Consider the following 21,349-nt stretch of genomic DNA (forward strand, 5'->3'; position numbering starts at 1 on the left):
CTTATGGGGACCTTACTGGTCCCGGCCCAGCGCCTTGGAGGCCCGGGAGCCCAGCCCCCAGGACGTGACCCGCCACAGAGCCTCGGCGACGATGTCACGGCTCATCTTGCTGTCGCCCAGCTCGCGCTCGACGAAGGTGATGGGGACCTCCACGACGTGGAAGCCCGCCTTGACCGCCCGCCAGGCCAGGTCGACCTGGAAGCAGTAGCCCTGGGAGGCCACCTCCTCCATGCCCAGCCCCTCCAGCGTCTCGCGCCGGAAGGCGCGGTAGCCGCCGGTCACGTCACGGATCGGCACGTCGAGCATCAGACGCGAGTAGGTGGAGCCGCCGCGGGAGAGGAACTCGCGGTAGCGCGGCCAGTTCACCACCCGGCCGCCCGGCACCCAGCGGGAGCCGAGCACCAGATCGGCGCTCTTGAGCGCGGTGAGCAGCCGGGGCAGCTCCTCGGGCTGGTGGGATCCGTCGGCGTCCATCTCCACCAGCACGCCGTAGCCGTGGTCCAGGCCCCAGCGGAAGCCCGCCAGATAGGCGGCGCCGAGCCCTTCCTTGCCCTTGCGGTGCAGCACCTTGACGTGCTCGTCCTCGGCCGCCATCTCGTCGGCGAGCTTTCCGGTGCCGTCGGGGCTGTTGTCGTCGGCGACGAGGACGTGCGCCTCCGGTACCGCCTCGCGCACCCGGGCGACGATGGACTTGATGTTCTCCGCCTCGTTGTAGGTCGGGATGATCACCAAGGTCGTGCCGAGCGGACCGTATCTCCGCTGACCATCGTCGTCGTTCACTTCTGCCCCTCCTTGTCAGGACGTCCCCGGCGGCCGATCAGGACTGCGGCCGCGCAGGACAGAAGGCCCACCATAGCGAGCACCCATTCGGGAGCCGCACCGGCGCGGTCCGCGACGGTCGTCCCGTCCCGCAGCGGGATGCTCGCGGTGATCACGTCCCGGGTGAACTCCTCGCTGCGCTGCAGCACCCTGCCGTCGGGGGAGACCACCGCGCTGATGCCGCTCGTCGCCGCGGTCACCACGGCCCGGCCGTGCTCCACGGCCCTCAGCCGGGACATCGCCAGCTGCTGCTCGGGCTGGCCGGTGCGGCCGTAGGTGGCGTTGTTGGTCTGGACGACCAGGGCCCGGGCGCCGGCCTTGACGGTGTCGCGGACGATCTCGTCGTAGGCGACCTCGAAGCAGATGACGTCACCGAGGCGGGCCGGGCCGAGCTGCAGCACACCGGTGTGGTCGCCGGGGTAGAAGTCGCGGGGGACGCGCTGGAGCCGGGTGATGACCTTGCTCAGCTGGTCCCGGAAGGGCACGTACTCGCCGAAGGGCACCGGGTGCTGCTTGGCGTACGAGGCGCCCGGACCGGTCTTCGGGTCCCAGACGATGCCCTTGTTGTCGATGTAGCCCTGCTTGCCCGGATGGTCTATGAGGGCGCCGACCAGGACCGGCACGCCGACGGCCCGTACCGCCTCCTCGATCCGGTCGCGGGCCTGGGGGTACTGGAACGGGTCGAGGTCGGAGGAGTTCTCCGGCCAGATGACCAGGTCGGGCCGCTTCTTCTTGCCCGCCTGGATGTCCCGGGCCAGCTGGAGGGTGGCGTCCACGTGGTTGTTGAGGACCATCAGCGGACGGCCGAGGAAGTCCATGCCGGGCTTCTCGACGTTGCCCTGCACGATGGCGATGTCCACCGTGTCGTCGCCCTTGGTGGGCACCGGGACGGCGTACCCGGCCACGAGCACGGCCGCGGCCAGTCCCAGGGCCCCCACGCCCGGCAGCGCCGCCCGCGGGCTCCACGGGCCCGTCCGCAGCCGGTACGCGGCGACCGTCCCGTAGGCCAGCAGGGAGCCGGCCAGGGCCACCCCGAAGGTCACCAGCGGCGCCCCGCCGAGGGCGGCGAGGGGGGTGAAGGGGGAGCCGGTGTTGGCGAAGGCGAGGCGTCCCCAGGGGAAGCCGCCGAACGGCACCCGGTCGCGCGCCCACTCCTGCGCGATCCACAGGCAGGCGCCCCACAGCGGCCACCCGGGCAGCCGCGAGCTCACCGCCAGGCACGCGCCGAGCGCGGCCACGAACAGCGCCTCGACGACGGACAGGCCCAGCACCGCGTCGTATCCGACCACGTGCAGCCAGCGCAGCAGGACGAAGAAGAACGGCAGCGCGAAGGCGAAGCCGCTCCAGGCGCCCTGTCGCGCGGTGCGCCCGCGGGTCAGCAGGGCGAGCACGGCCACGGCGACGACCGACAGCGGCCACAGGCCGTACGGCGGGAAGGCCGCGGCCAGGGCGAGGCCGCCGGCGGCGGCCAGGGCGGTGCGGGGCGCCTCGCGGCGGGCCAGCCGGGCCAGGCGCACGGCCCGTCCGGGGCGCGCCGCACCGGCCGGTCGGGAGGGCACGCTGTCGGCCGCCGACGGGCTCACTGCGGCTTCTGGGGTGGTTTCGGGACCCGGGGGCACGGTCGCGCCTTCCTGGAGCTTTCGGGGTATCAGCTGACCGTACCTCGCTCCGGGCGCGCCGCGGCCCGGCGGGTGGCCGGGCGGTCTCGCGAGGGGGCGGAAAGGGCGGAATGGGGGCCCGGTGTCCTTCGTACCGACCTGGGATCCGCTGGCTGCGGGTCGACCGAGAGCCGTTGTCTACTGAACGTCCGGGCCCCACCCGGGTCGCACCTGCCGGCCCGGCGGAACCTTCCCTCGCCCCCGTGCGCTGGACCTGGCTCCCAGTGGCGGCGCGCCTGCTCGGCACCCCGCCCCATGGCCCAGCGGCGCTCGACGACTGCGTGGAGATTCACCGGTCGGACGTCCTGTGGTGGACAGCGGAGAACCTACCCGCCGCCGCCCGGACCGTGTCAACACCCTCGCGACCTGCGTGCCTCTTTCAAATCAGCAGGTCAGTACGGCAGATGACGCAGGGCGGCGACAGGCCGCGGCACGTCGTTCGGCGGTACGCCGATCTTGACGCGTCACTCGTTCGGGCCCGCATGCACCGTGCGGCCGCCCACGACGGTCCGCAGACAGACCGGCAGCGGGCCACCCGGAGTGAGCTCGGGCAGGCCCGGCGTGCCCGAGCGGGGGTCGGTGGACCAGTTGGCGACCCGGGTGTCGGGGACCTGGACGACGAGGTCACCGGTGCGCCACAGGGCGTAGTCGGCGGGCGCGCCCGGCACCAGGATGCCCGCATCGTCCCGGCCGATGGCCCGCCAGCCGCCGCGGGTGTGCGCGGTGAACGCGGCCCGGACCGAGATGCGGTGCTCGGGCGTGCGGTGGAAGGCGGCGGCGCGGACCGTGCCCCAGGGGTCCAGGGGCGTGACGGGGCTGTCGGAGCCGAGGGCGAGCGGGACGCCGGCGCGCAGCAGCGCCGCGTACGGGTTGAGCGTGCGGGCGCGCTCTGGGCCCAGGCGCCGGGCGTACATGGCCTCCTCGCCGCCCCAGGCCGCGTCGAAGGCGGGCTGGACGGAGGCGGTCAGGGCGAGTTCGGCGAAGGCGGCGATGAGCTCGGGGCTGAGCATCTCGGCGTGCTCGACGCGGTGCCGCGCGGCGCGGACGCGGGCGAGGCCGAGCTTGTCGGCGGCGGTACGCACGCCCTCGACGACGGCCGAGAGCGCGGCGTCGCCGATGGCGTGGAAGCCGGCCTGGATGCCGGCCTCGGTGCAGGCGATGACGTGGGCGCCGATGGCCCCGGCGTCGAGGTGGGCGACACCGTGCTGCCCGGCGGCATCCGCGTACGGCTCGTGGAGGCAGGCCGTGTGGGAGCCGAGCGAGCCGTCGACGAACAGGTCGCCGGCCGCGCCGATCGCGCCGAGTTCGCGGACCCGTCCGGCGCCCTCGACGGAGGTGAGCGCCTCGGCCCAGTAGCCGGTCACGCGGGGGCCGGCCTCCGCGGCGGCCAGGCTCAGCAGCCCGGTGAGGTCGTCGGCGCTGGAGATCTCGGGCCCGGCGCACTCGTGGACGGAGCCGATGCCGAGCGAGGCCGCACGGGCGAGCGCGGCGCGCTGCGCCTCGGTGCGCTGCGCGGGGGTGACGCTGTCGTACGCGGCGGCGCGCACGGCGTGGTGGGCCGGGCCGGTCAGGGGCGCGTCGGCGGCGTATCCGCTGATCTCGCGGGCGCGGGGCACGAGGTCGAGCAGGGCGGTGGTGACGACGGCGGAGTGGACGTCGGCGCGGGTGAGGTAGAGCGCCCGGCCGCCGGTGGCCTCGTCGAGCTCCCGGCGGGAGGGGGGCCGCCGCTCGGGCCAGGCGCTGGCGTCCCAGCCATGCCCGAGGAGGACCCGGTCGGCGGGGCGGGAGGCGGCGTGGGCGCGGATGCGCTCGAGGGCGTCGGCGAGCGTGGCGACGCCGGTGAGGTCGAGGCCGGTCAGCGCGAGGCCGGTGGCGGTGGTGTGCACGTGCGCGTCGGTGAACGCGGGGGTGACGAGCGCCCCTTCGAGGTTGACGACGTCGTCGACGCCGTCGGCGAAGGAGTCCGCGGCGCCCTCGGAACCGACCCAGGCGATGTGGCCGTTCTCGACCACCATGGCGGTGGCGAAGGGGTCCGCGGGGCTGTGCACGGTGCCGTTCCGCAGCAGAACGGTGCGGTGCGGCTGGTCCTGGAAGGCGGTGCGCTCGCTCATGGGGATCAGTGTGGCCCCCGTGCCGCCACTTCCCGAAACCGGGCCCGCTCCCCCGCGCGGGGCAGGAGCCGGCGAACGGCCCGTGTCAGCCGACTCTCGGCGGCCGCGCCTCGTAGGGGGTGGACAGCACGATCGTGGTGCGGGTCGAGACGCCCGCCAGCGAGCGGATGCGGGCCAGCAGGTGTTCCAGCTCCAGGGGCGTGGCGACGCGGACCTTGAGGATGTAGTTCTCGTCGCCGGCGACGCTGTGGCAGGCCTCGATCTCCGGGATCTCGGCGAGCCGGTCGGCGATGTCGTCGGGGGCGCTGGGGTCGAAGGGCTTGACCGAGATGAACGCGGTCAGGGGCAGCCCGACGGCCTCGGGGTCGACGACCGCCGCGTACCCGCGGATGACGCCCCGCTGTTCGAGCCGGCGCACGCGCTGGTGCACCGCCGAGGTGGACAGGCCCGTGGCCTTGCCCAGGTCGGTGTAGCTCATCCGCCCGTCCTTGACGAGCAGTTCCACGATTTCTCTGTCCAACTCCTCCACACGGGTCAACCTACTGCGTCCCGGCGTGTCCAGGACAGCCGACGGCGCCGCAGGCGCACTGCGTATGTGACAAACACCACAGGTATGCACCCGTGTCCTCCCGTACGCGGCGATTACCCGACTCTCCACGAGGGAAGTGCTTGCTGTGGCCGAGGCCGAGGTGCCTGGCCGGCCCATCCGAGGGGGAAAAACACTATGCCCAGCCTGGAACGCCTGGAGAACGACGGCGACGGCAGCCCGTACGACTTCGAGACCTACGAGATGTTCCGGGTGACGTGCCCGGACTGCGCACGGCCCATCGCGTTGCTCGCCGACGAGGACGTACTGCCGGAGCACGCGCTCTGCCCGTCGCCGTGGAACCCCTTCGGGCTCACGGTGTGCCCGGGCTCGGGGCGCGGCATGGAGGACGCCTCCGCGGCCGACGAGTCGCTGAGCGCGCAGGGTCTGGACGCGGCGATGCTGCTCACCCTGCCCGAGAGCCTGGACTGGCGCACGCAGCCGTTCTCGCACATCGGCGGGCCCGGCTCGCGCCCGCTGCGCGTGCCGGAGATGCGCCGCCGGCCCTGAGCGCGCACCGCCTGGGGCGGCCGCGCCCCGGGCGGAGTCGTCGCCGGCGGTCCCGGGTCAGCCGCCGTGGGTCTCGGGGCCCGCGAGGTGGCGGGCGATGACCATCCGCTGGATCTGGTTGGTGCCCTCGACGATCTGCAGGACCTTCGCCTCGCGCATGTAGCGCTCGGCGGGGAAGTCGGCGGTGTAGCCGTAGCCGCCCATGAGCTGGACGGCGTCGGTGGTCACCCGCATCGCGGCGTCGGTGCAGAAGAGCTTGGCCATGGCGGCCTGGCGGGAGAAGGGCCTGCCCCCGTCACGCAGGCGGGCGGCGGCGAGGTAGAGCGAGCGGCCGGCCTCTATCTGGGTGGCCATGTCCGCGAGCATGAAGCGCAGCCCCTGGAAGTCGGACAGCGGGCGCCCGAACTGCCGGCGCTCGGTGACGAAGGCCAGGGCTTGGTCGAGCGCGGCCTGGGCGACGCCGACGGCGCAGGCGGCGATGCCGAGGCGGCCGGAGTCGAGGGCGTCCAGGGCGATGGCGAAGCCCTGGCCCTCGGCGCCGAGGCGGCGGGAGTCGCCGATCTCGACGCCGTCGAAGTGCAGTTGCGCGGTGGGCGAGCCCTTCATGCCCATCTTGCGCTCGGGCGGCGCGGCCGACAGGCCCGGGGCGTCGCCGGGCACGAGGAAGGCCGTGATCCCGTGGGGCCCTTGGCCGCCCGTGCGGGCCAGGACGGTGTAGAAGTCGGCGACCCCGCCGTGGGTGATCCACGCCTTGGTGCCCTCGAGGGTCCAGGTGTCGCCGGTGCGGGTGGCGCGGGTGCGCAGGGAGGCGGCGTCGGAGCCGGAGGACGGCTCGGAGAGGCAGTAGGCGCCGAGCAGGCCGCCGCCGAGCATGGCGGGCAGGTGCTCCTGGCGCTGCTCCTTGGTGCCGTATCCGGCGAGCGCGTGGCAGGCGAGGGTGTGCACGCTGACGCCCAGGCCCACCGTGAGCCGGGCCGCGGCGAGCTCCTCCAGCACCTGCAGGTAGACCTCGTAGGGCTGGTCGCCGCCGCCGAACTCCTCGGAGTAGGGCAGGGCGAGCAGGCCGGACGCGGAGAGCAGGCCGAAGACCTCGCGCGGGAAGTGCCCGGCGTCCTCCTCCTCGGCCGCGTGGGGCTCGATCTCCCGCCGGATCAGATCGCGGACGAGCGAGATCAGGTCGTGGGCCTCCTCGGTGGGCAGCTGACGCTCCACCGGCTGCGGGCCGTGCTCGGTCATGACGGCGGCTCTCCTCCCTGTCGGGCGCGGCGGCGGCGGGCGCGCAAAGGGTGTCGGCGGCGCCACCGTGGTCGCCCAGCCGATGGTCCCGTGCCGGGTTGCGGACCGTGGGTGACCTGCGGCTGTGGCGCTTGGAGTATGCCCGATCGGGGGCCTGACGTCACGGGTCTGCGGATCTTGAACAGTTCTCCGCGAGGTTTGGTCCGAACCATTGACCCATTGGTCTAGTCCTTCTACGGTTTCCCCACCGTTCAACGCGTCCATGCCAACACCCGGGACGCCGGTCACCCCCCGCCGCTCTCCCCACCCACCGAGGAGAACCATGCCCCGACCGCACGGAACCCGCCGCCCCCACGCCCTGCTCGCCTCGGCGGCGGCCGCCGCCACGCTCCTGACCACCGCCCTCGCCGCGGCCCCGGCCACCGCCGACACCCCGGACGACGACACCGCCGCCGGCAAGCGGGTGGTCGGCTACTTCACCAACTGGGGCGTGTACGAGCGCAATTACCACGTCAAGAACATCGAGACCTCCGGCTCGGCCGCCAAGCTCACCCACATCAACTACGCCTTCGGCAACGTCACCGGCGGCAAGTGCGCCATCGGGGACGCCTACGCCGACTACGACAAGGCCTACGACGCGGCCGGCAGCGTCGACGGCAAGGCCGACACCTGGGACAACGGCGCCCTGCGCGGCAACTTCAACCAGCTGCGCAAGCTCAAGAAGCTGCACCCGGGCCTCAAGGTCGTCTGGTCCTTCGGCGGCTGGACCTGGTCCGGCGGCTTCGGCGAGGCCGCGAAGAACCCCGCCGCCTTCGCCGAGTCCTGTTACGGCCTGGTCAAGGACCCCCGCTGGGCCGACGTCTTCGACGGCATCGACCTCGACTGGGAGTACCCCAACGCCTGCGGCCTGACCTGCGACACCAGCGGCCGCACCGCCTTCCGCGACGTGATGGCGGCCCTGCGGGCGAAGTTCGGGGGCAAGAACCTGGTCACGGCCGCCATCACCGCCGACGCCTCCGCCGGCGGCAAGATCGACGCCGTCGACTACGCGGGCGCTGCACGCTACGTCGACTGGTACAACCCCATGACGTACGACTACTTCGGCGCCTGGGAGGCCAAGGGCCCCACCGCCCCGCACTCCCCCCTGAGCCCCTACAACGGCATCCCGAAGGCCGGCTTCAACACCGACGCCACCATCACCAAGCTCAGGTCCCTGGGCATCCCCTCCTCCAAGCTCCTGCTGGGCCTGGGCTTCTACGGCCGCGGCTGGACGGGCGTCACCCAGTCCGCCCCCGGCGGCACGGCCACCGGTCCCGCGAAGGGCACCTACGAGGCGGGCTTCGAGGACTACAAGGTCCTCAGGTCGAAGTGCCCCGCGAACGGCACGGTCGGTGGCACGGCCTACGCCAAGTGCGGCAACGACTGGTGGAGTTACGACACCCCGTCGACCATCGCGGGCAAGATGGCGTACAAGAACCGGCAGAACCTGGGCGGAACGTTCTTCTGGGAGCTCAGCGGTGATACCGCGAACGGCGAGCTGATCAAGGCGATCAACTGATCCACGGTCGTGGGCGGCTGATCCACGGTCATGGGCGGCCGAACTACCCTGAGCGGAACCGAGTCCGCACAAGGAGCCGCCGCCCATGACCGTCACGCTCGACCTGGACTTCTTCCGCCGCTTCCTGGACCGCGCCACGCGCGTCCTCGTCGCCGAGGCCGCACACCTGACCGAGCTCGACGCGGCCATCGGCGACGCCGACCACGGCGCCAACCTCAAGCGCGGCTTCACCTCCGCCGCCGAGGCGGTCGCCACCGAGCCGCCCGCCACCCCGGGGGCGCTGCTGACCGCCGTCGGGGTGCACCTGACCAACACGGTCGGCGGCGCCTCCGGCCCGCTGTACGGGACCGTGCTGCGCCGCATGGGCAAGATCCTGGGCGAGGACCCCGTCGTCGAACCGGCCACGCTGGGCAGGGCGCTGGCCGCGGCCGTGGCGAGCGTACGGCGGCTCGGGGACTCCGCCCCCGGCGACAAGACCATGGTCGACGCCCTGCAGCCGGCCGCCGACGCCTACGCCGAGGCCCTGGAGCAGGGCGAAGTGACGGCCGCTCTCGACGCGGCGGCCCGCGCGGCCCGCGCGGGCGCGAAGGCCACGATTCCGCTGCAGGCGCGGCGCGGGCGCGCCAGCTATCTGGGCGAGCGCAGCATCGGCCACCAGGACCCGGGCGCCACCTCCTCGGCGCTGCTGCTGACCGCGCTGTGGGAGGCCACGGACCCGGCGCTGTGCGCCCGGGCACCCCAGGCGGAGGAGCGGGAGGCGGCGCCCCTGCCGGAGCGGAAGCCCGGGCGGGTCGGCGTCGTGCTGGTCTCGCACAGCCGCGAGGTCGCCGGCTCGGCCGCGGCGCTGGCCCGGGCCCTGGTCGGCACGGGTGACGCGGCGCCGGTCGCACCGGCGGGCGGCCTGCCCGACGGTGCGATCGGCACCAGCGCCGAGCTGGTGCGCCGGGCGGTCCAGGACGCCGACGAGGGCGCCGGCGTGGTCGTCCTGTGCGACATGGGCAGCGCGGTCCTGACCGTCAAGACGCTGCTGACGGAGAAGGGGTTCGAGGAGGTGCGCATCGCGGACGCGCCCTTCGTGGAGGGTGCGGTGGCGGCCGTGGTGACAGCGTCGGCGGGCGGCGACCGGGCGGCGGTCCTCACGGCGACGGACGACGCGCGGACGTACCGCAAGCTCTGACGGCCCCGGCCTTCGAGGGTCGTGCCACGGGCTCCGACGGCCTGCGGCAACCGAACAGATGTGGCCGACACGAGGGCGACCGCGGGACATTCGACGGGAAAGTCTGGAACTGTCTACGTGTTCCCTTTTCCCTTCCCTTGTCGTCCCGGTGTTCCGGCGTCCCCGGCTCGGAGGTCCTGCCACGGTGTCGCGCACCCTGTCGATGTCGCGGTCGAGGCCGGGCGGCCTGCCCTTCGCTCTGGCCCTGACCTACCTCATGGCCGTGGTGATCATCGATCTGGTGACCCCCGCCGACCTCCGCCTGGACATGTACGCCGCACTGGCGCCCATGACCGCGGCCGCCCTGTGCACCTACCGCCAGACGGTGTTCGTCGGCGTCCTGGACTTCGGGCTGATGGTGGCGCACCACGGGGTGCTGCCCGCGGGGATGCCGGCCGTCAACCGCGTCGGCTCCGTGCTGGGCAACGCCCTCATGGCCGGCGCGAGCATCGCCGTGGCCCGGCTGCGGCGCGACGAGGTCGACCTGCTGGAGCGGGTGCGCGCCACCGGCGAGGCCGCCCAGCGGGCGCTGCTGAGGCCGCTGCCGCTGCGCACCCGCCGCGTGGTCGTGGACGGCTTCTACGTGTCCTCGCAGCGGGAGGCGCTGATCGGCGGCGACATCTACGAGGTCGTCGACACCCCGTACGGGACACGGGTGCTGATCGGTGACGTGCGGGGCAAGGGGCTCGGCACGCTCGGTGCGGGGGCGGCGGTGCTGACGGCGTTCCGGGAGGCCGCGTACCACCGGCAGGACCTGGAGAGCGGGGTGGTGGCGATGGAGCAGGGGCTGTACCGCTACCACCGCTCGGTGGAGTACGAGGCGAGCTCGGGGGGTGCGCAGGCGGCGGAGGAGTTCGTCACCGCGCTGGTCTTCGGCACGGAGGAGGATCCGGAGGACGCCTCGGAGCGGCCGGATCCCGCCGGCCGGGTGCGGGTGGTCTTCCTCGACTGCGGGCACGTGGCCCCGTTCCTGATCGGTTCGGACGGCGGCGTCCACGAGCTGGAGCAGGACCCGGGGCTGCCCCTGGGGCTCGGCAGTCTGGTGCCGCAGCCGCGCTCGCCCCGGCGGATCGCGCTGCCGGCGGACTGCCGGGTGCTGGCCTGCACCGACGGGGTCACGGAGGCGCGCGGCCCGGACGGCGGTTTCTATCCGCTGGCCGAGCGGCTGAACGACTGGGCGGGCCTGCCGACGCCCGAGCTGCTGGCCCGGCTGCGCGCCGACCTCGACGCGCACACCGGCGGCCGGCTGCAGGACGACGTGGCGGTCCTGGTGATGGAGCGCGCGGCCGACGCGCCCGCCGGGCCGCGGGGGGCCGGCTGACATGCGGGCCCGTCAGCGCGTGAACAGCTCGAAGGCCACGCCGGGCCGGCCGCCGAAGCGGTCGGCGACGGCGGCCATGCCGCCCTCGAGGAACCGGCGGCAGTACGTCCGCGGGTCCTCGTCCGTGAGCGCCTCGATGTACGTGCGATGACAGAGCAGCGACTGAACGGCACGCTCGAAGCCGGCGCGCGCGTCCACGGCGTGGGTGGGCTGCGGGGAGCCGGCGACGGCCACGTACCGCACGCCGTTCCAGGGCATCAGGCCGTCCTCGACGAGCTCGGGGAAGATCCAGCGGTTGCCGGCGTCGGCGGCGGCGTCCAGGACGGCCCGGCCCACGGCCCGGTGGTCGGGGGTGTTCCAGAAGCCACCGCTGCCCGGGTTCCAGGTGTCGCGGTGGTTGAGGGTCAGCACCAGCTCGGGGCGGTGGCGGCGGATGGCGGCGGCGAACTCGCGGCGCAGGGCGGTGCCGTACTCGAGGGTGCCGTCGGTGTGGCCGAGGAACTCCACGCTCCCCACCCCCACGGCGGCGGCGCTGGCCCGCTGCTCGCTCTCGCGCAGGGGCGCGGCCTCGGCGGGGGTGACGGTGTCGATGCCCGCCTCGCCGAAGGTGGCCAGCAGGTAGGCGCACTCACGGCCGTCGTCGGTCCAGGCGGCGACGGCCGCGGAGGCGCCGTACTCGAGGTCGTCGGGGTGGGCGACGACGGCGAGGGCGCGCCGCCAGTCGGTGGGCATCTCGGCGAGCTGGTCGGACATGGCGTCTCCTTCGCGTCCGGTCTTCCACGGTCGATGCGCCCCGGGGCAGCGTATGCGGGGCGTCGCCGCCGCTTTTCGCTCTTCTTCGCGACACGCGGGAACTGGGGGGACGCGCGGTCCGACTATCTGATCCGGGCCCGTATCGGCGGGCCCGGGAACGTCGAGCTTCTGGAGAGTTACTGATGCGCCCTCGTGCGTGGTGCGGTGTGCTGGCCGCTGTGGCCCTGTCGGCGACGGCTTGTGGCGGCGGTGGCGGTGAGGCGAAGAAGGCCGACGACGCGGCCGCCGGCGCGAAGGCCGGGTTCCCGGTGAGCGTCAGCGACTGCATGGGCGCGAAGACGGCGTTCGACGCGCCGCCGCAGCGGATCGTCACCAGCAACTCCGCGGGCCTGGAGCTGCTGATGTGGCTGGGCGCGGGCGACAAGGTCGTCGGTACGGGCTTCCCGCCCGGCAAGGGCGTCCTGCCCGAGCAGTACGGCGAGCAGGCGGCGAAGGTGCCGGTGCTGGGCAGGACGGTGATCCCGAAGGAGAAGCTGCTGGGCTCGGGCGCACAGCTGTACGTCGACTCGTTCTCCTCGATGAAGAACATGGGCAAGATGGGCGACGCCCCCACGCCCAAGGAGTTCGAGGCGGCGGGCATCAAGCACGTCTTCTTGAAGTCGACGGCCTGTGCGGCGATGAACAAGTCCGCCCGCACGGACCTGTCGGGCGTCGAGGCCGACATCGAGGAGCTCGGCAAGGTCACCGGCACCTCGAAGCGTGCCGCCGAGCTCGTCGAGGGCATGCGCAAGAAGACGGGCGAGGTGCGGGGCGCCCTCAAGGACGTGCCCGAGGACAAGCGGCCGACCTACTTCCTGTTCGACTTCGACGCCGGCACCAAGCAGCCGATGGCGGTCTGCAACCGCCAGGTCGCCAACGCCGTGATCACCATGGCGGGCGGCCGGAACGTCTTCGCGGGCTGCGACGGCGACTTCAAGCCCGTGGGCTGGGAGGACGTCGTCGCCAAGAACCCGGACTACATCCAGCTGGCCGTGCGCAACCGCGGCAGTCAGGAGGCGAACGACAAGGCCTTCGACGAGGCCGCGGCGTTCCTGAAGTCCTTCCCCGCCACCGCCGAGCTCGAGGCCGTCAAGGCGGGCCGCTTCCTGCGCATCGGCTCCGAGCGCACCACGATCGGCGGGGTGCGCAGCGCCGACACGGTGCGCGAGATCGCGCACGTACTCCACCCGGACCGGGTCAAGTAGATGACGACGCTCGCCGACGCCGGCAAGGCGCGGGAGGATCGTGAAGGGGCCGCCCGCACGGTGGGCGCCGGCTGGGCGTGCGCCGCGCTGGGGGCCGGCCTGCTGGCGGCGCTGGTCGCCTCCGTCTGTCTGGGCTCGGCCTCGGTGCCGCCGGCGGACGTGTGGTCGGCGGTGGTGCGCGGCATCGGCGGGCAGGGGCCGGTGCCCGGCACCCAGGACCTGATCGTGTGGCAGCTGCGGGTGCCGCGCGCCCTGCTGGCGGCCGTGGTGGGCGCGGGCCTGGGCCTGGTCGGCACGGCCGTCCAGGCCCTGGTGCGCAACCCGCTGGCCGACCCCTATCTGCTGGGCATCTCCAGCGGGGCGTCGCTGGGCGCGGTCTCGGCGATCGTGCTGGGGGCGAGCACGGGCGGGGCGCTGGGGCTGGGACTGTCCTCGGCGGCGTTCGCCGGGGCGCTCGCCTCCTTCGCGCTGGTGTGGACCTTCGCCCGGCGCGGGGGCGGCTTCCGGCCGCTGCGCCTGGTGCTGGCGGGGGTGGGCATCGGGCAGTTCCTGTCGGGCTTCACGCATTACCTGGTGCTGCAGGCCGGGGACGAACAGCAGACGCACGGCGCGCTGTTCTGGCTGATGGGTTCCCTGGGCGGGGCCCAGTGGGCCACGCTCGCCCTGCCCACGGCCGCCGTGGTGCTCGCCACGGCGGCGCTGCTGGCCCGGGCCCGGGGGCTCAACGCCATGCTGATGGGCGACGAGACCGCCGCCAGCCTGGGCGTGGACGTGACGCGGCTGCGGCGCGAGCTGTTCGTGGTGACGAGCCTGCTGACCGGCGTGCTGGTGTCGGTGTCGGGGGCGATCGGCTTCGTGGGGCTGATGGTGCCGCACGCGTGCCGGATGCTGGTGGGCGGCGATCACCGCAGGCTGCTGCCGGTGGCCGGGCTGTTCGGCGCCCTGCTGCTGGTCGTCGTCGACCTGCTGGCCCGTACCGTTCTTCCCGACCAGGAGCTGCCGGTGGGCGTGGTGACCGCGCTGATCGGCGCGCCGACGCTGCTGTACCTGCTGGACCGACGGATGGAGCGGCTGTGAGGATCGCCATCGAGGGCCTGGAGGTGGCACTGTCGGGGCGGACGGTGGTCTCCGGGGTCGACCTGCTCGCCGACGACGGTGAGATCGCCGGGCTCGTGGGTCCCAACGGAAGTGGCAAGTCCACGGTGCTGCGGACCGTCTACCGGCATCTGGCGCCGCAGGCCGGCCGGGTGCTCGTCGGCGGCACCGACATCCGGCAGCTGACGCCCCTGCAGTCCGCCCGGCAGGTCGCGGCGCTGCCGCAGGAGCGGGGCACCGACTTCGAGCTGTCGGTCCGTGAGGTCGTCGCCATGGGCCGTACGCCCTACAAGCGGGCGTTCGCGGGCGAGGACGCGGCCGACCGGGACGCGGTGACCGAGGCGCTGGCCCAGGCGGGCATGGCGGGCGCGGCCAGGCGCCGGTTCTCGGCGCTGTCGGGCGGCGAGCGGCAGCGGGTGCTGCTCGCCCGGGCGCTGGCCCAGGACCCGAAGGTGCTGGTGCTGGACGAGCCGACCAACCATCTGGACGTGCGCCACCAGGTGGAGTTGCTGGCCCTGCTGCGGGCCCAGCGCCGTACGACGCTGCTGGCGCTGCACGACCTGAACGCGGCCGCGTCCGTGTGCGACCGGCTGCACGTCCTGCATGAGGGGGCGGTGGTGGCATCGGGTGCGCCGCGCGAGGTGCTGACCCCCGGGCTGCTGGCGGAGGTGTTCGGGGTGCGGGCCGCGGTGGTCGAGCACCCGCTGACCGGGGATCCGCTGATCGCCTTCGACCACCGGTCGCCGGCGGAGGCGGAGGCCGTGGTCGTACCGGTCAGCTGACCTGCCGTCCGGCGCGTGAGACGAGGGGAGGGGCTGATGCGGACGCATCAGCCCCTCCCCTCGTCTGCGCGTGTCAGCGCGGGGCTTCGAAGTGGCTCGGCCGCCCGTCGCGCAGGACGAGGCGCCCCAGCTTCTCGGCGTCCGCGCGGTGCACCAGCCGCGCCGCTCCCCCGGCCTCGCGCAGCACGGCCGTGTGCCAGGGCGTGGCCCAGGCGTCGGCGGACTCCAGGAGCCGGATGCCGAACTTGGCGGCGCCCGGGCGCTGCGGGTGGATCGACAGCCGTACGGAGTGGGGGTGGCAGTCGGCGATGAGGTCGCCCCAGGCGCGGCTGCGGGCGATGACGCCGTACGCCCGGCTGCGGCACTCGCGCTGCAGGGCGGAGCGGGTGCCGGTGAAGCCCGCGGTGTCCTCGACGAGGAAGCGCGTGATGCCGCGGTAGAGCCGGGCGGTCTCCTCGTCGCCGCGGACGAGGGCGCGCAGGGAGTCGAGGGAGGGGGCGTAGGCCTCGGTGACCAGGGCGCGCTTGGTGTCGTAGTCGGCGTCGCCGTGCACGTGGCGCATGTCGAAGGTCTCGAGGTGGCGCAGGCCCTCGTCGCGGATCAGGGCGCGCAGGCCGTCGCCGTAGGCGTCGATGTGCGCGTCGGGGACGTCGATGAGGTCGCCGAAGATGTGGCCGTCGGAGCAGATGAGCATGCGGGCGCCCGGCGCGTATATCTCGCCGATGCGCGCGCACAGCCGGTCGAGGAAGGCGAGCGAGAGGCGTTCGCCCTCGTCGGGGAGGTGGCCGAGGACCTTGGCGGGGTTGGGGGACTTGCAGGGGAAGCCGGGGAGGGTGAAGAGCACCGGCAGGCCCGCGTCCGTGAACCGCCGTATCTGACGCAGCTGTTCCGGGTGGGCGCCGGGTTCGCACGGCCCCGGCTCGGTGGTGCGGTGGTAGGGCAGCAGGAGCCCCAGGATGCGGGGCGCGACGTCCGCGGCGTCTGCGGCGGTGGTGCCGGGCGCGGGCGCGGTGAGGGTGTCGCTGCAGGTCGTCATGCGGTCGTTCCACGGGAGTACGGGCACGCGGGCCGGTCGAAGGCGACGGGCAGCTCGGCCGTGCCGCGGCCGAGGACGGCCGGGATCCAGGAGAGCTCCTCGTCGGGGACGGCCAGGCGCAGGCCCGGCAGCCGGGTGATCAGGGTGGCGAGGGCGACCTGGAGTTCGATGCGGGCGAGGGCCGCACCGGGGCAGAAGTGGATGCCGTGCCCGAAGGCCAGGTGCGGGCCCTGTGCCCGGTCGAGGTCGAGGGTGTCGGGGTCGGGGAAGCGCCCGGGGTCCCGGTTGGCGGCGCACAGGGAGACGATCACGGAGTCGCCGGCGGGCACGCGGGTGCCGTGCAGCTCGGCGTCCTCGGCGAGGAAGCGCCAGGTGGTCAGCTCGAAGGCGCCGTCGAGGCGCATCAGCTCCTCGACGGCCGCGGGCATGAGCTCCGGTTCGTCCCGCAGCCGGGCCAGCGCGTCGGGGTGGCGCAGCAGGGCCACCAGGGCGGTGGTGATCTGGTTGGTGACCGGCTCCTGGCCGGCGACGAGCAGCTGGAAGATCATGGAGTCCAGCTCCTCCGCCGTCAGTTCGCCCGTGTCGCGGGCGGTGACCAGGCGGCTGAGGAGCCCGTCGCCGGGGTGCTCGCGGCGGTCGGCGACGACCTCGGCGATGTAGCCCTGCAGTTCGCGCAGCAGCGCCTCGTACGCGGGCCGGCCGGGGTCGGTGGGGCCCACGGGCGCCACGACCTTGCCCCACTCGCGACGGAAGCGGGCGGCCAGGTGCGGGGGCAGGCCGATGACTTCGGCGAGGACCTGGAAGGGGAAGCGGGCGGCGAAGCAGCGGACCAGATCGACCGTGCCGCCGCCGGTGGTCCCGGTTCCGGCGGGCGCGGCGTCTACGGGCGCCTCCACCGTCCCGACGACCCCGGCGTACGCCGTCGTCCGGGCCGGCGCGTCCGTCATCGCGTCCACGAGCGCCTCGGCCATCTCCTGGAACCGCGGCCGCAACTCCTCCACGCGGCGCGGGGCGAAGGCGTCGGTGACGAGCCGGCGCATGGCGGTGTGCTTCGGCGGGTCCTGGTGCAGGAGGTGGACCTGGAGCTGGGAGTGCTGCGGCTCGGGCATGATCGAGGCGCGTTCGCGCCAGCGGTCGTTGCCGCGCGCGTGGTTCTTGCCGAGCCGGGGGTCGGCGAGGGTCTGCTGGGCGGCGGCGTGGCCGGTGACCAGCCAGGCGGTGACCCCGCTGGGGAAGAGGACCCGGTGGATCGGCCCCGCCTCGCGCATCCGCGCGTACAGCGGATAGGGATCGCGCTTGTACTCGGGGCCGTAGAGGGGTACGGGGTCGGGCAGCGACACGGTGGGCTCTCCTCGCGAAGTCGTGGACCCCTGAGAAGTCGGATGGAACGCCCCGTGGGTTCCCGGCCGTTCACTCGCGTTCGCACGGGTCTTCGACGAGGTCCCGCGATCTAGGGGTAGTCGGCTGCGCGGCCCCTCTGGTTCCCGGGCGCGAAAGGGATAATCCTCACGCGCCGAGGAAGCGGCAGGCGCGACTCCGGGCGGCTCGGACCGTGTCACGATGCGGCGATGACCGCACGTCGAGCACGCCCCCCACTCCGCCCGTACGCCACCCTCACCGGTTTCGTCCTGCTGCTGGCCGCCGTCTTCGGCGTCGCCTACGCGGCCGGGTCGGCGGCCGGCCCGGTGGCACCCGGAATGCACCGCACCGGCGGTGGCGAGGTCTCCGGCGGTGAGCCGGCGGGCGGCTCCGGCGGAGGCATGGACGGCATGGGCGGCGGCATGCACGGGATGGGCCACTGATGAGCACGACGACGAGTACCGATACGCATGCCGCTGCCGGGGCCACGGTCGAGACCGAGCTGATCGTCGGCGGGATGACCTGCGCGGCGTGCGTGGCCCGCATCGAGAAGAAGGTCGGCCGGCTGGAGGGGGTCAGCGCGAGCGTCAACCTCGCCACCGGCCGGGCGCGCGTCAGCCACCCCGCCGAGGTGGCCGTCGCCGAGGTGGTGGCGGTCATCGAGGGCCTGGGCTTCACCGCCCAGCTCCCCGAACCGCCGGCGCCCGACGAGAGCGCGTCCGCGGACGACGCGGGCAAGCCGGAGGCCGCGGCCCTGAACCGGCTGCTGATCACCGCCGTCCTGTCGGTACCGGTGCTGGTGCTGTCCATGGTGCCGGCGTGGCAGTTCCGCAACTGGCAGTGGCTGTGCTTCGTCCTGGCCACGCCCGTCGCCGTGTGGGGCTCGTGGCCGTTCCACCAGCGCGCGCTGCGCGGGCTGCGGCACTCGGACGCGACCATGGACACCCTCGTCTCCCTCGGCGTGCTGGCCTCCTACCTCTGGTCGGCGTACGCGCTGTTCTTCGGCGGCGCCGGTGAGCCGGGGATGACGATGCCGTTCACGCTCGTGCCGCAGGCCATGGGCGACACGGCCGACGTGTACCTGGAAGCGGTGGTCGGCGTCCCGCTGTTCGTCCTGACGGGTCGGCTGCTGGAGGCGCGCGCCCGGCGCGGCACGGGCTCCGCGCTGCGGGCGCTCGCCTCGCTCGCGGCCAAGGACGTGGTCGTCCGGACCGCGGACGGCACGGAACGCACGGTCCCCATCGCGCGGTTGCGCGTCGGCGACCACTTCGTCGTACGGCCCGGCGAGCGCGTGGCCACCGACGGCGTCGTCGTCTCGGGCGGCTCGGCGCTCGACCTGTCGCTGGTCACGGGCGAGAGCGCGCCGGTCGAGGCGGGCCCCGGCTCGGCCGTGGTCGGTGGCGCGGTCAACTCCGGCGGCGTGCTGGAGGTACGCGCCGAAGCGGTCGGCGCCGACACGCAGCTGGCCCGCATCGCCCGCCTGGTGGAGGACGCGCAGGCGGGCAAGGCACGCGTGCAGCGCGTCGCCGACGCGGTCGCGGGCGTCTTCGTCCCGGCGGTCCTGACCGTCGCCGTCACCGTCCTCGGCTTCTGGCTGGGCGCGGGCGCCTCCCCGCAGGCCGCGATCACCGCGGCGGTCGCGGTGCTCGTGGTCGCCTGCCCCTGCGCCCTGGGCCTGGCCACCCCCACGGCCCTGCTGGCGGCCACGGGCCGGGGCGCGGGACTGGGCATCCTGGTCAGCGGCCCGCAGGCGCTCGAGGGACTGCGCCGGGTCGACACGGTGGTGCTGGACAAGACCGGCACGCTGACGACCGGTTCCATGACGGTGACCGAGGTGACCGTCCGTACCGGCGGCCCGGGCCGCGAGAAGGCCCTGCGGCTGGCCGGGGCGGCGGAGGCCGGCTCGGAGCACCCGGTGGGCCGGGCGATCCACGCGTACGTCCTGGAGTCGGTGGACGGCCCGCTGCCGACGGCGGAGGACTTCGCCGCAACGGCGGGCGTGGGCGTATGCGCGAAGGTGGACGGGCACGTGGTGGAGGTGGTCCGGGCGGAGACCGCGGACCTCTCCCCCGCCTCCCGCGGCAAGGACAAGGCGCTGCCCGAGGCGGTCCGGCGGGCCGGGCAGCACGGCCACACGGCCGTCCTCGTCCGCGTGGACGGCACGGCCGAGGCCGTCGTCGCCCTCGGCGACACCGTACGGGCCGGCAGCTACCGCGCCGTCGACCACCTCAAGCGACTCGGCCTGCGGCCCGTACTGGCCACGGGCGACAGCGAGGCCGCCGCCAAGGCCGTGGCCGGCGAACTCGGCATCACCGAGGTCCACGCCCGGGCCACCCCCGAGGACAAGGCGGAACTCGTCCGCACGCTGCGCGAACGCGGCCACCGCGTCGCCGTCATCGGCGACGGCGTCAACGACACCGCCGCCCTCGCGGGCGCCGACCTCGGCATCGCCATGGGCAGCGGCACGGACGCGGCCATCGGCGCGGCGGACGTCACCCTCGTGCGCGAGGACATGAGCGCCCTGGCCGACGCGGTCCGCCTGGCCCGCCGCACCTCGGTGACCGTCCGCTCCAACCTGGCCTGGGCCTTCGGCTACAACCTCATCACCGTGCCGCTCGCCGCGGTCGGCCTGCTGAGCCCGATGGTCGCCGCCGCGGCGATGTCCGCCAGCTCACTGCTGGTCGTCGGCAACAGCCTGCGCCTGCGCGGCTGGCAGCCGCGCCCCACCGGAACCCGGCCCACACGAGGTGCGAACCGATGAAGGACTCCCTGCTCCCCACCGCCCGTGCGGCCCTCGTCCCCGTCGTGGCCTGCGCGGTGGCCCTGGGCGGCCTCACCGCCTGGACCGCCTCCGGCGCCGCGGGCCGCCCGGCGTCGGTGACCGCCGAGGACGGCCGCATCCTGCTGCCGTTCGGCATCGACGACACGGCCGCGATGTTCACCCTCCGCAACACCGGCGACGCCGACGACGAACTCCTCTCCGTCGACGTCCCCTCCGCGGGCGGCGCCATGCTGAGCCGCACGGTCGTCAAGAACGGCGCGGGCTCCATGCGCATGATCCCGACAGCGACCGTCCCCGCCCGCAGCACGGTGAGGATGACCCCCCACACCCTGGACATCATGGTCTACCGCCCACCCCAGGTCCGCGTGGGCGACACCGTCCCGGTCGTCCTCCGCTTCCGCGAGAGCGGCACGATGAGGGTGGAGGCGAGGGTGGTACGGCCGGGGAACTGAACGGCGGGACCTGTCGGGGGCCGCGAGGAAGCCGCGGCGAGGCTGCGAGGACGCGGGATCCGGCCTCAGGTCGTGTAACCGCCGTCGGCGTTGATCGTGGCGCCGGTGATGTAGGCGGCCTCTTCGCCGGCAAGGTAGGCGACGAGTCCGGCGATCTCTTCCGGGGTGCCGAAACGCCGCAGGGCTGTGGCCGCGGTCATGACGTCGTGCGTGTGGGTGTCGGAGGACGAGGTCAGGTCGGTGCTGATGGGGCCGGGCTGAATGTTGTTGACGGTGATGCCGCGGGCGCCGAGGTCACGGGCCAGGGCGCGGGTCAGGCCGGCGAGGGCGGCCTTGCTGGTGACGTACGCCGACATGCCGCCGAACGGGGTCCGGTCGGCGAACACGCTGCCGATGTTGATGATCCGCCCGTTCTCGGGCATGTGCGGGAGCACGGCCTGGGCGGCGACGAACGGGCCGCGCACGTTGACCGCCATGGTGCGGTCGAAGTGTTCGAGTGACATCTCGTCGAACGGTGCGGCCTCGCCGATGCCGGCGTTGTTGACCAGGATGTGGATCTTGCCGTAGGCCCTGCTCGTCTCCTCGGCGGCGGCGCGGAGCTGGTCCGGGTCGGCGCTGTCGGCACAAAGCGCCAGTGCGTGGCCGCCGGCCGCGGTGATGCTCTTGACGACGTCGTCGGCCGCGGCGGAAGACGAGTTGTAGGTGATCGCGACGCGCACGCCGTCCGCGGCCAGTCGCGTGGCGATCGCGGCACCGATGCCGCGTGAACCTCCCGTGATCAACGCGGCCCTGCGCCCGGAGGGTGATGACATGGCGGTATGCCTTCCAGTC

At 73.9% G+C, this 21,349-nt stretch carries 19 protein-coding genes and 1 pseudogene; 11 read left to right on the plus strand and 9 right to left on the minus strand.

Annotated elements, in window-relative coordinates; genetic code table 11:
- Positions 1-12 precede the first annotated feature (12 nt).
- The 4 genes from ACIGXW_RS27885 to ACIGXW_RS27900 form a co-directional block, all read right to left on the minus strand.
- Positions 13-780, minus strand: a complete 768-nt coding sequence (locus ACIGXW_RS27885; protein ID WP_071962839.1) for a polyprenol monophosphomannose synthase — start codon at positions 778-780, stop codon at positions 13-15.
- Positions 777-2,402, minus strand: coding sequence for an apolipoprotein N-acyltransferase (gene lnt, locus ACIGXW_RS27890; protein WP_399575479.1), 1,626 nt, complete (start codon positions 2,400-2,402; stop codon positions 777-779). Before lnt ends, ACIGXW_RS27885 begins: the two co-directional genes overlap by 4 nt.
- A 539-nt stretch (positions 2,403-2,941) precedes the next feature.
- Entirely contained in the window at positions 2,942-4,588 is a 1,647-nt protein-coding gene (locus ACIGXW_RS27895) for an amidohydrolase (protein ID WP_399575480.1), read from the minus strand.
- 85 nt (positions 4,589-4,673) lie between these two features.
- A complete protein-coding gene (locus ACIGXW_RS27900; protein WP_030365423.1) occupies positions 4,674-5,117 on the minus strand; it encodes an Lrp/AsnC family transcriptional regulator in 444 nt (147 codons plus the stop codon).
- A 195-nt stretch (positions 5,118-5,312) separates the two neighbouring features.
- Here ACIGXW_RS27900 and ACIGXW_RS27905 point away from each other — a divergent pair, with 195 nt between their 5' ends.
- Positions 5,313-5,684, plus strand: a complete 372-nt coding sequence (locus ACIGXW_RS27905; protein ID WP_071962833.1) for a hypothetical protein — start codon at positions 5,313-5,315, stop codon at positions 5,682-5,684.
- Positions 5,685-5,741: 57 nt separating this feature from the next.
- Here ACIGXW_RS27905 and ACIGXW_RS27910 read toward each other — a convergent pair whose 3' ends face one another.
- A complete protein-coding gene (locus ACIGXW_RS27910; RefSeq protein WP_399575482.1) occupies positions 5,742-6,920 on the minus strand; it encodes an acyl-CoA dehydrogenase family protein in 1,179 nt (392 codons plus the stop codon).
- Between the two features lie 322 nt (positions 6,921-7,242).
- Between ACIGXW_RS27910 and ACIGXW_RS27915 the strand changes: the two genes are divergently transcribed.
- From ACIGXW_RS27915 to ACIGXW_RS27930, 4 genes and pseudogenes are all read left to right on the plus strand, one after another.
- Positions 7,243-8,478 carry a glycoside hydrolase family 18 protein gene (locus ACIGXW_RS27915; RefSeq protein ID WP_399575484.1) on the plus strand — a complete coding sequence of 412 codons (1,236 nt, stop codon included), beginning with the start codon at positions 7,243-7,245 and terminating at the stop codon, positions 8,476-8,478.
- An 85-nt stretch (positions 8,479-8,563) separates the two neighbouring features.
- Positions 8,564-9,199, plus strand: a pseudogene (gene dhaL, locus ACIGXW_RS27920) (dihydroxyacetone kinase subunit DhaL); the annotation flags it as partial.
- A gap of 78 nt (positions 9,200-9,277) precedes the next feature.
- Positions 9,278-9,655 carry a PTS-dependent dihydroxyacetone kinase phosphotransferase subunit DhaM gene (locus ACIGXW_RS27925; protein ID WP_399575914.1) on the plus strand — a complete coding sequence of 126 codons (378 nt, stop codon included), beginning with the start codon at positions 9,278-9,280 and terminating at the stop codon, positions 9,653-9,655.
- A gap of 184 nt (positions 9,656-9,839) precedes the next feature.
- Positions 9,840-11,015 (plus strand): PP2C family protein-serine/threonine phosphatase, encoded by a 1,176-nt coding sequence (locus ACIGXW_RS27930; protein WP_399575485.1) that lies wholly within the window; start codon positions 9,840-9,842, stop codon positions 11,013-11,015.
- A gap of 12 nt (positions 11,016-11,027) precedes the next feature.
- On the opposite strand, the gene ACIGXW_RS27935 is transcribed toward ACIGXW_RS27930, so the two are convergent.
- Positions 11,028-11,768: a PIG-L deacetylase family protein gene (locus ACIGXW_RS27935; protein ID WP_399575487.1), complete on the minus strand. Its 741-nt coding sequence runs from the start codon at positions 11,766-11,768 to the stop codon at positions 11,028-11,030.
- Positions 11,769-11,950: 182 nt separating this feature from the next.
- Between ACIGXW_RS27935 and ACIGXW_RS27940 the strand changes: the two genes are divergently transcribed.
- The 3 genes from ACIGXW_RS27940 to ACIGXW_RS27950 are packed head-to-tail and all read left to right on the plus strand — an operon-like array spanning position 11,951 to position 14,889.
- Positions 11,951-13,012, plus strand: a complete 1,062-nt coding sequence (locus ACIGXW_RS27940; RefSeq protein ID WP_360912656.1) for an ABC transporter substrate-binding protein — start codon at positions 11,951-11,953, stop codon at positions 13,010-13,012.
- Positions 13,013-14,089 (plus strand): FecCD family ABC transporter permease, encoded by a 1,077-nt coding sequence (locus tag ACIGXW_RS27945; RefSeq protein ID WP_399575488.1) that lies wholly within the window; start codon positions 13,013-13,015, stop codon positions 14,087-14,089.
- Entirely contained in the window at positions 14,086-14,889 is an 804-nt protein-coding gene (locus ACIGXW_RS27950) for an ABC transporter ATP-binding protein (RefSeq protein ID WP_399575490.1), read from the plus strand. The genes ACIGXW_RS27945 and ACIGXW_RS27950 overlap by 4 nt, the downstream gene beginning before the upstream one ends.
- A gap of 73 nt (positions 14,890-14,962) precedes the next feature.
- On the opposite strand, the gene ACIGXW_RS27955 is transcribed toward ACIGXW_RS27950, so the two are convergent.
- Complete coding sequence (locus ACIGXW_RS27955; RefSeq protein WP_399575491.1) at positions 14,963-15,925, minus strand: L-tyrosine/L-tryptophan isonitrile synthase family protein; 963 nt, start codon at positions 15,923-15,925, stop codon at positions 14,963-14,965.
- On the minus strand, positions 15,922-17,265 hold the full coding sequence (locus ACIGXW_RS27960; RefSeq protein WP_399575493.1) for a cytochrome P450: 1,344 nt from the start codon (positions 17,263-17,265) through the stop codon (positions 15,922-15,924). Before ACIGXW_RS27960 ends, ACIGXW_RS27955 begins: the two co-directional genes overlap by 4 nt.
- Before the next feature lie 228 nt (positions 17,266-17,493).
- Here ACIGXW_RS27960 and ACIGXW_RS27965 point away from each other — a divergent pair, with 228 nt between their 5' ends.
- Genes ACIGXW_RS27965 through ACIGXW_RS27975 form a run of 3 tightly spaced genes read left to right on the plus strand, consistent with a single transcriptional unit; the run spans position 17,494 to position 20,518 of the window.
- The gene (locus ACIGXW_RS27965) at positions 17,494-17,727 is read left to right on the plus strand and encodes a hypothetical protein (protein ID WP_399575495.1); all 234 of its coding nucleotides are present in this window, start codon (positions 17,494-17,496) and stop codon (positions 17,725-17,727) included.
- Complete coding sequence (locus ACIGXW_RS27970; protein WP_399575496.1) at positions 17,727-20,045, plus strand: heavy metal translocating P-type ATPase; 2,319 nt, start codon at positions 17,727-17,729, stop codon at positions 20,043-20,045. The genes ACIGXW_RS27965 and ACIGXW_RS27970 overlap by 1 nt, the downstream gene beginning before the upstream one ends.
- On the plus strand, positions 20,042-20,518 hold the full coding sequence (locus ACIGXW_RS27975) for a copper chaperone PCu(A)C (RefSeq protein WP_071962820.1): 477 nt from the start codon (positions 20,042-20,044) through the stop codon (positions 20,516-20,518). The genes ACIGXW_RS27970 and ACIGXW_RS27975 overlap by 4 nt, the downstream gene beginning before the upstream one ends.
- 65 nt (positions 20,519-20,583) lie before the next feature.
- Here the strand turns inward: ACIGXW_RS27975 and ACIGXW_RS27980 are convergent, their stop codons facing one another.
- A complete protein-coding gene (locus tag ACIGXW_RS27980) occupies positions 20,584-21,330 on the minus strand; it encodes a 3-oxoacyl-ACP reductase family protein (protein WP_399575498.1) in 747 nt (248 codons plus the stop codon).
- Positions 21,331-21,349: the final 19 nt, after the last annotated feature.

Source organism: Streptomyces sp. NPDC053079, assembly GCF_044546695.1.
Classification (GTDB): Bacteria; Actinomycetota; Actinomycetes; order Streptomycetales; family Streptomycetaceae; genus Streptomyces.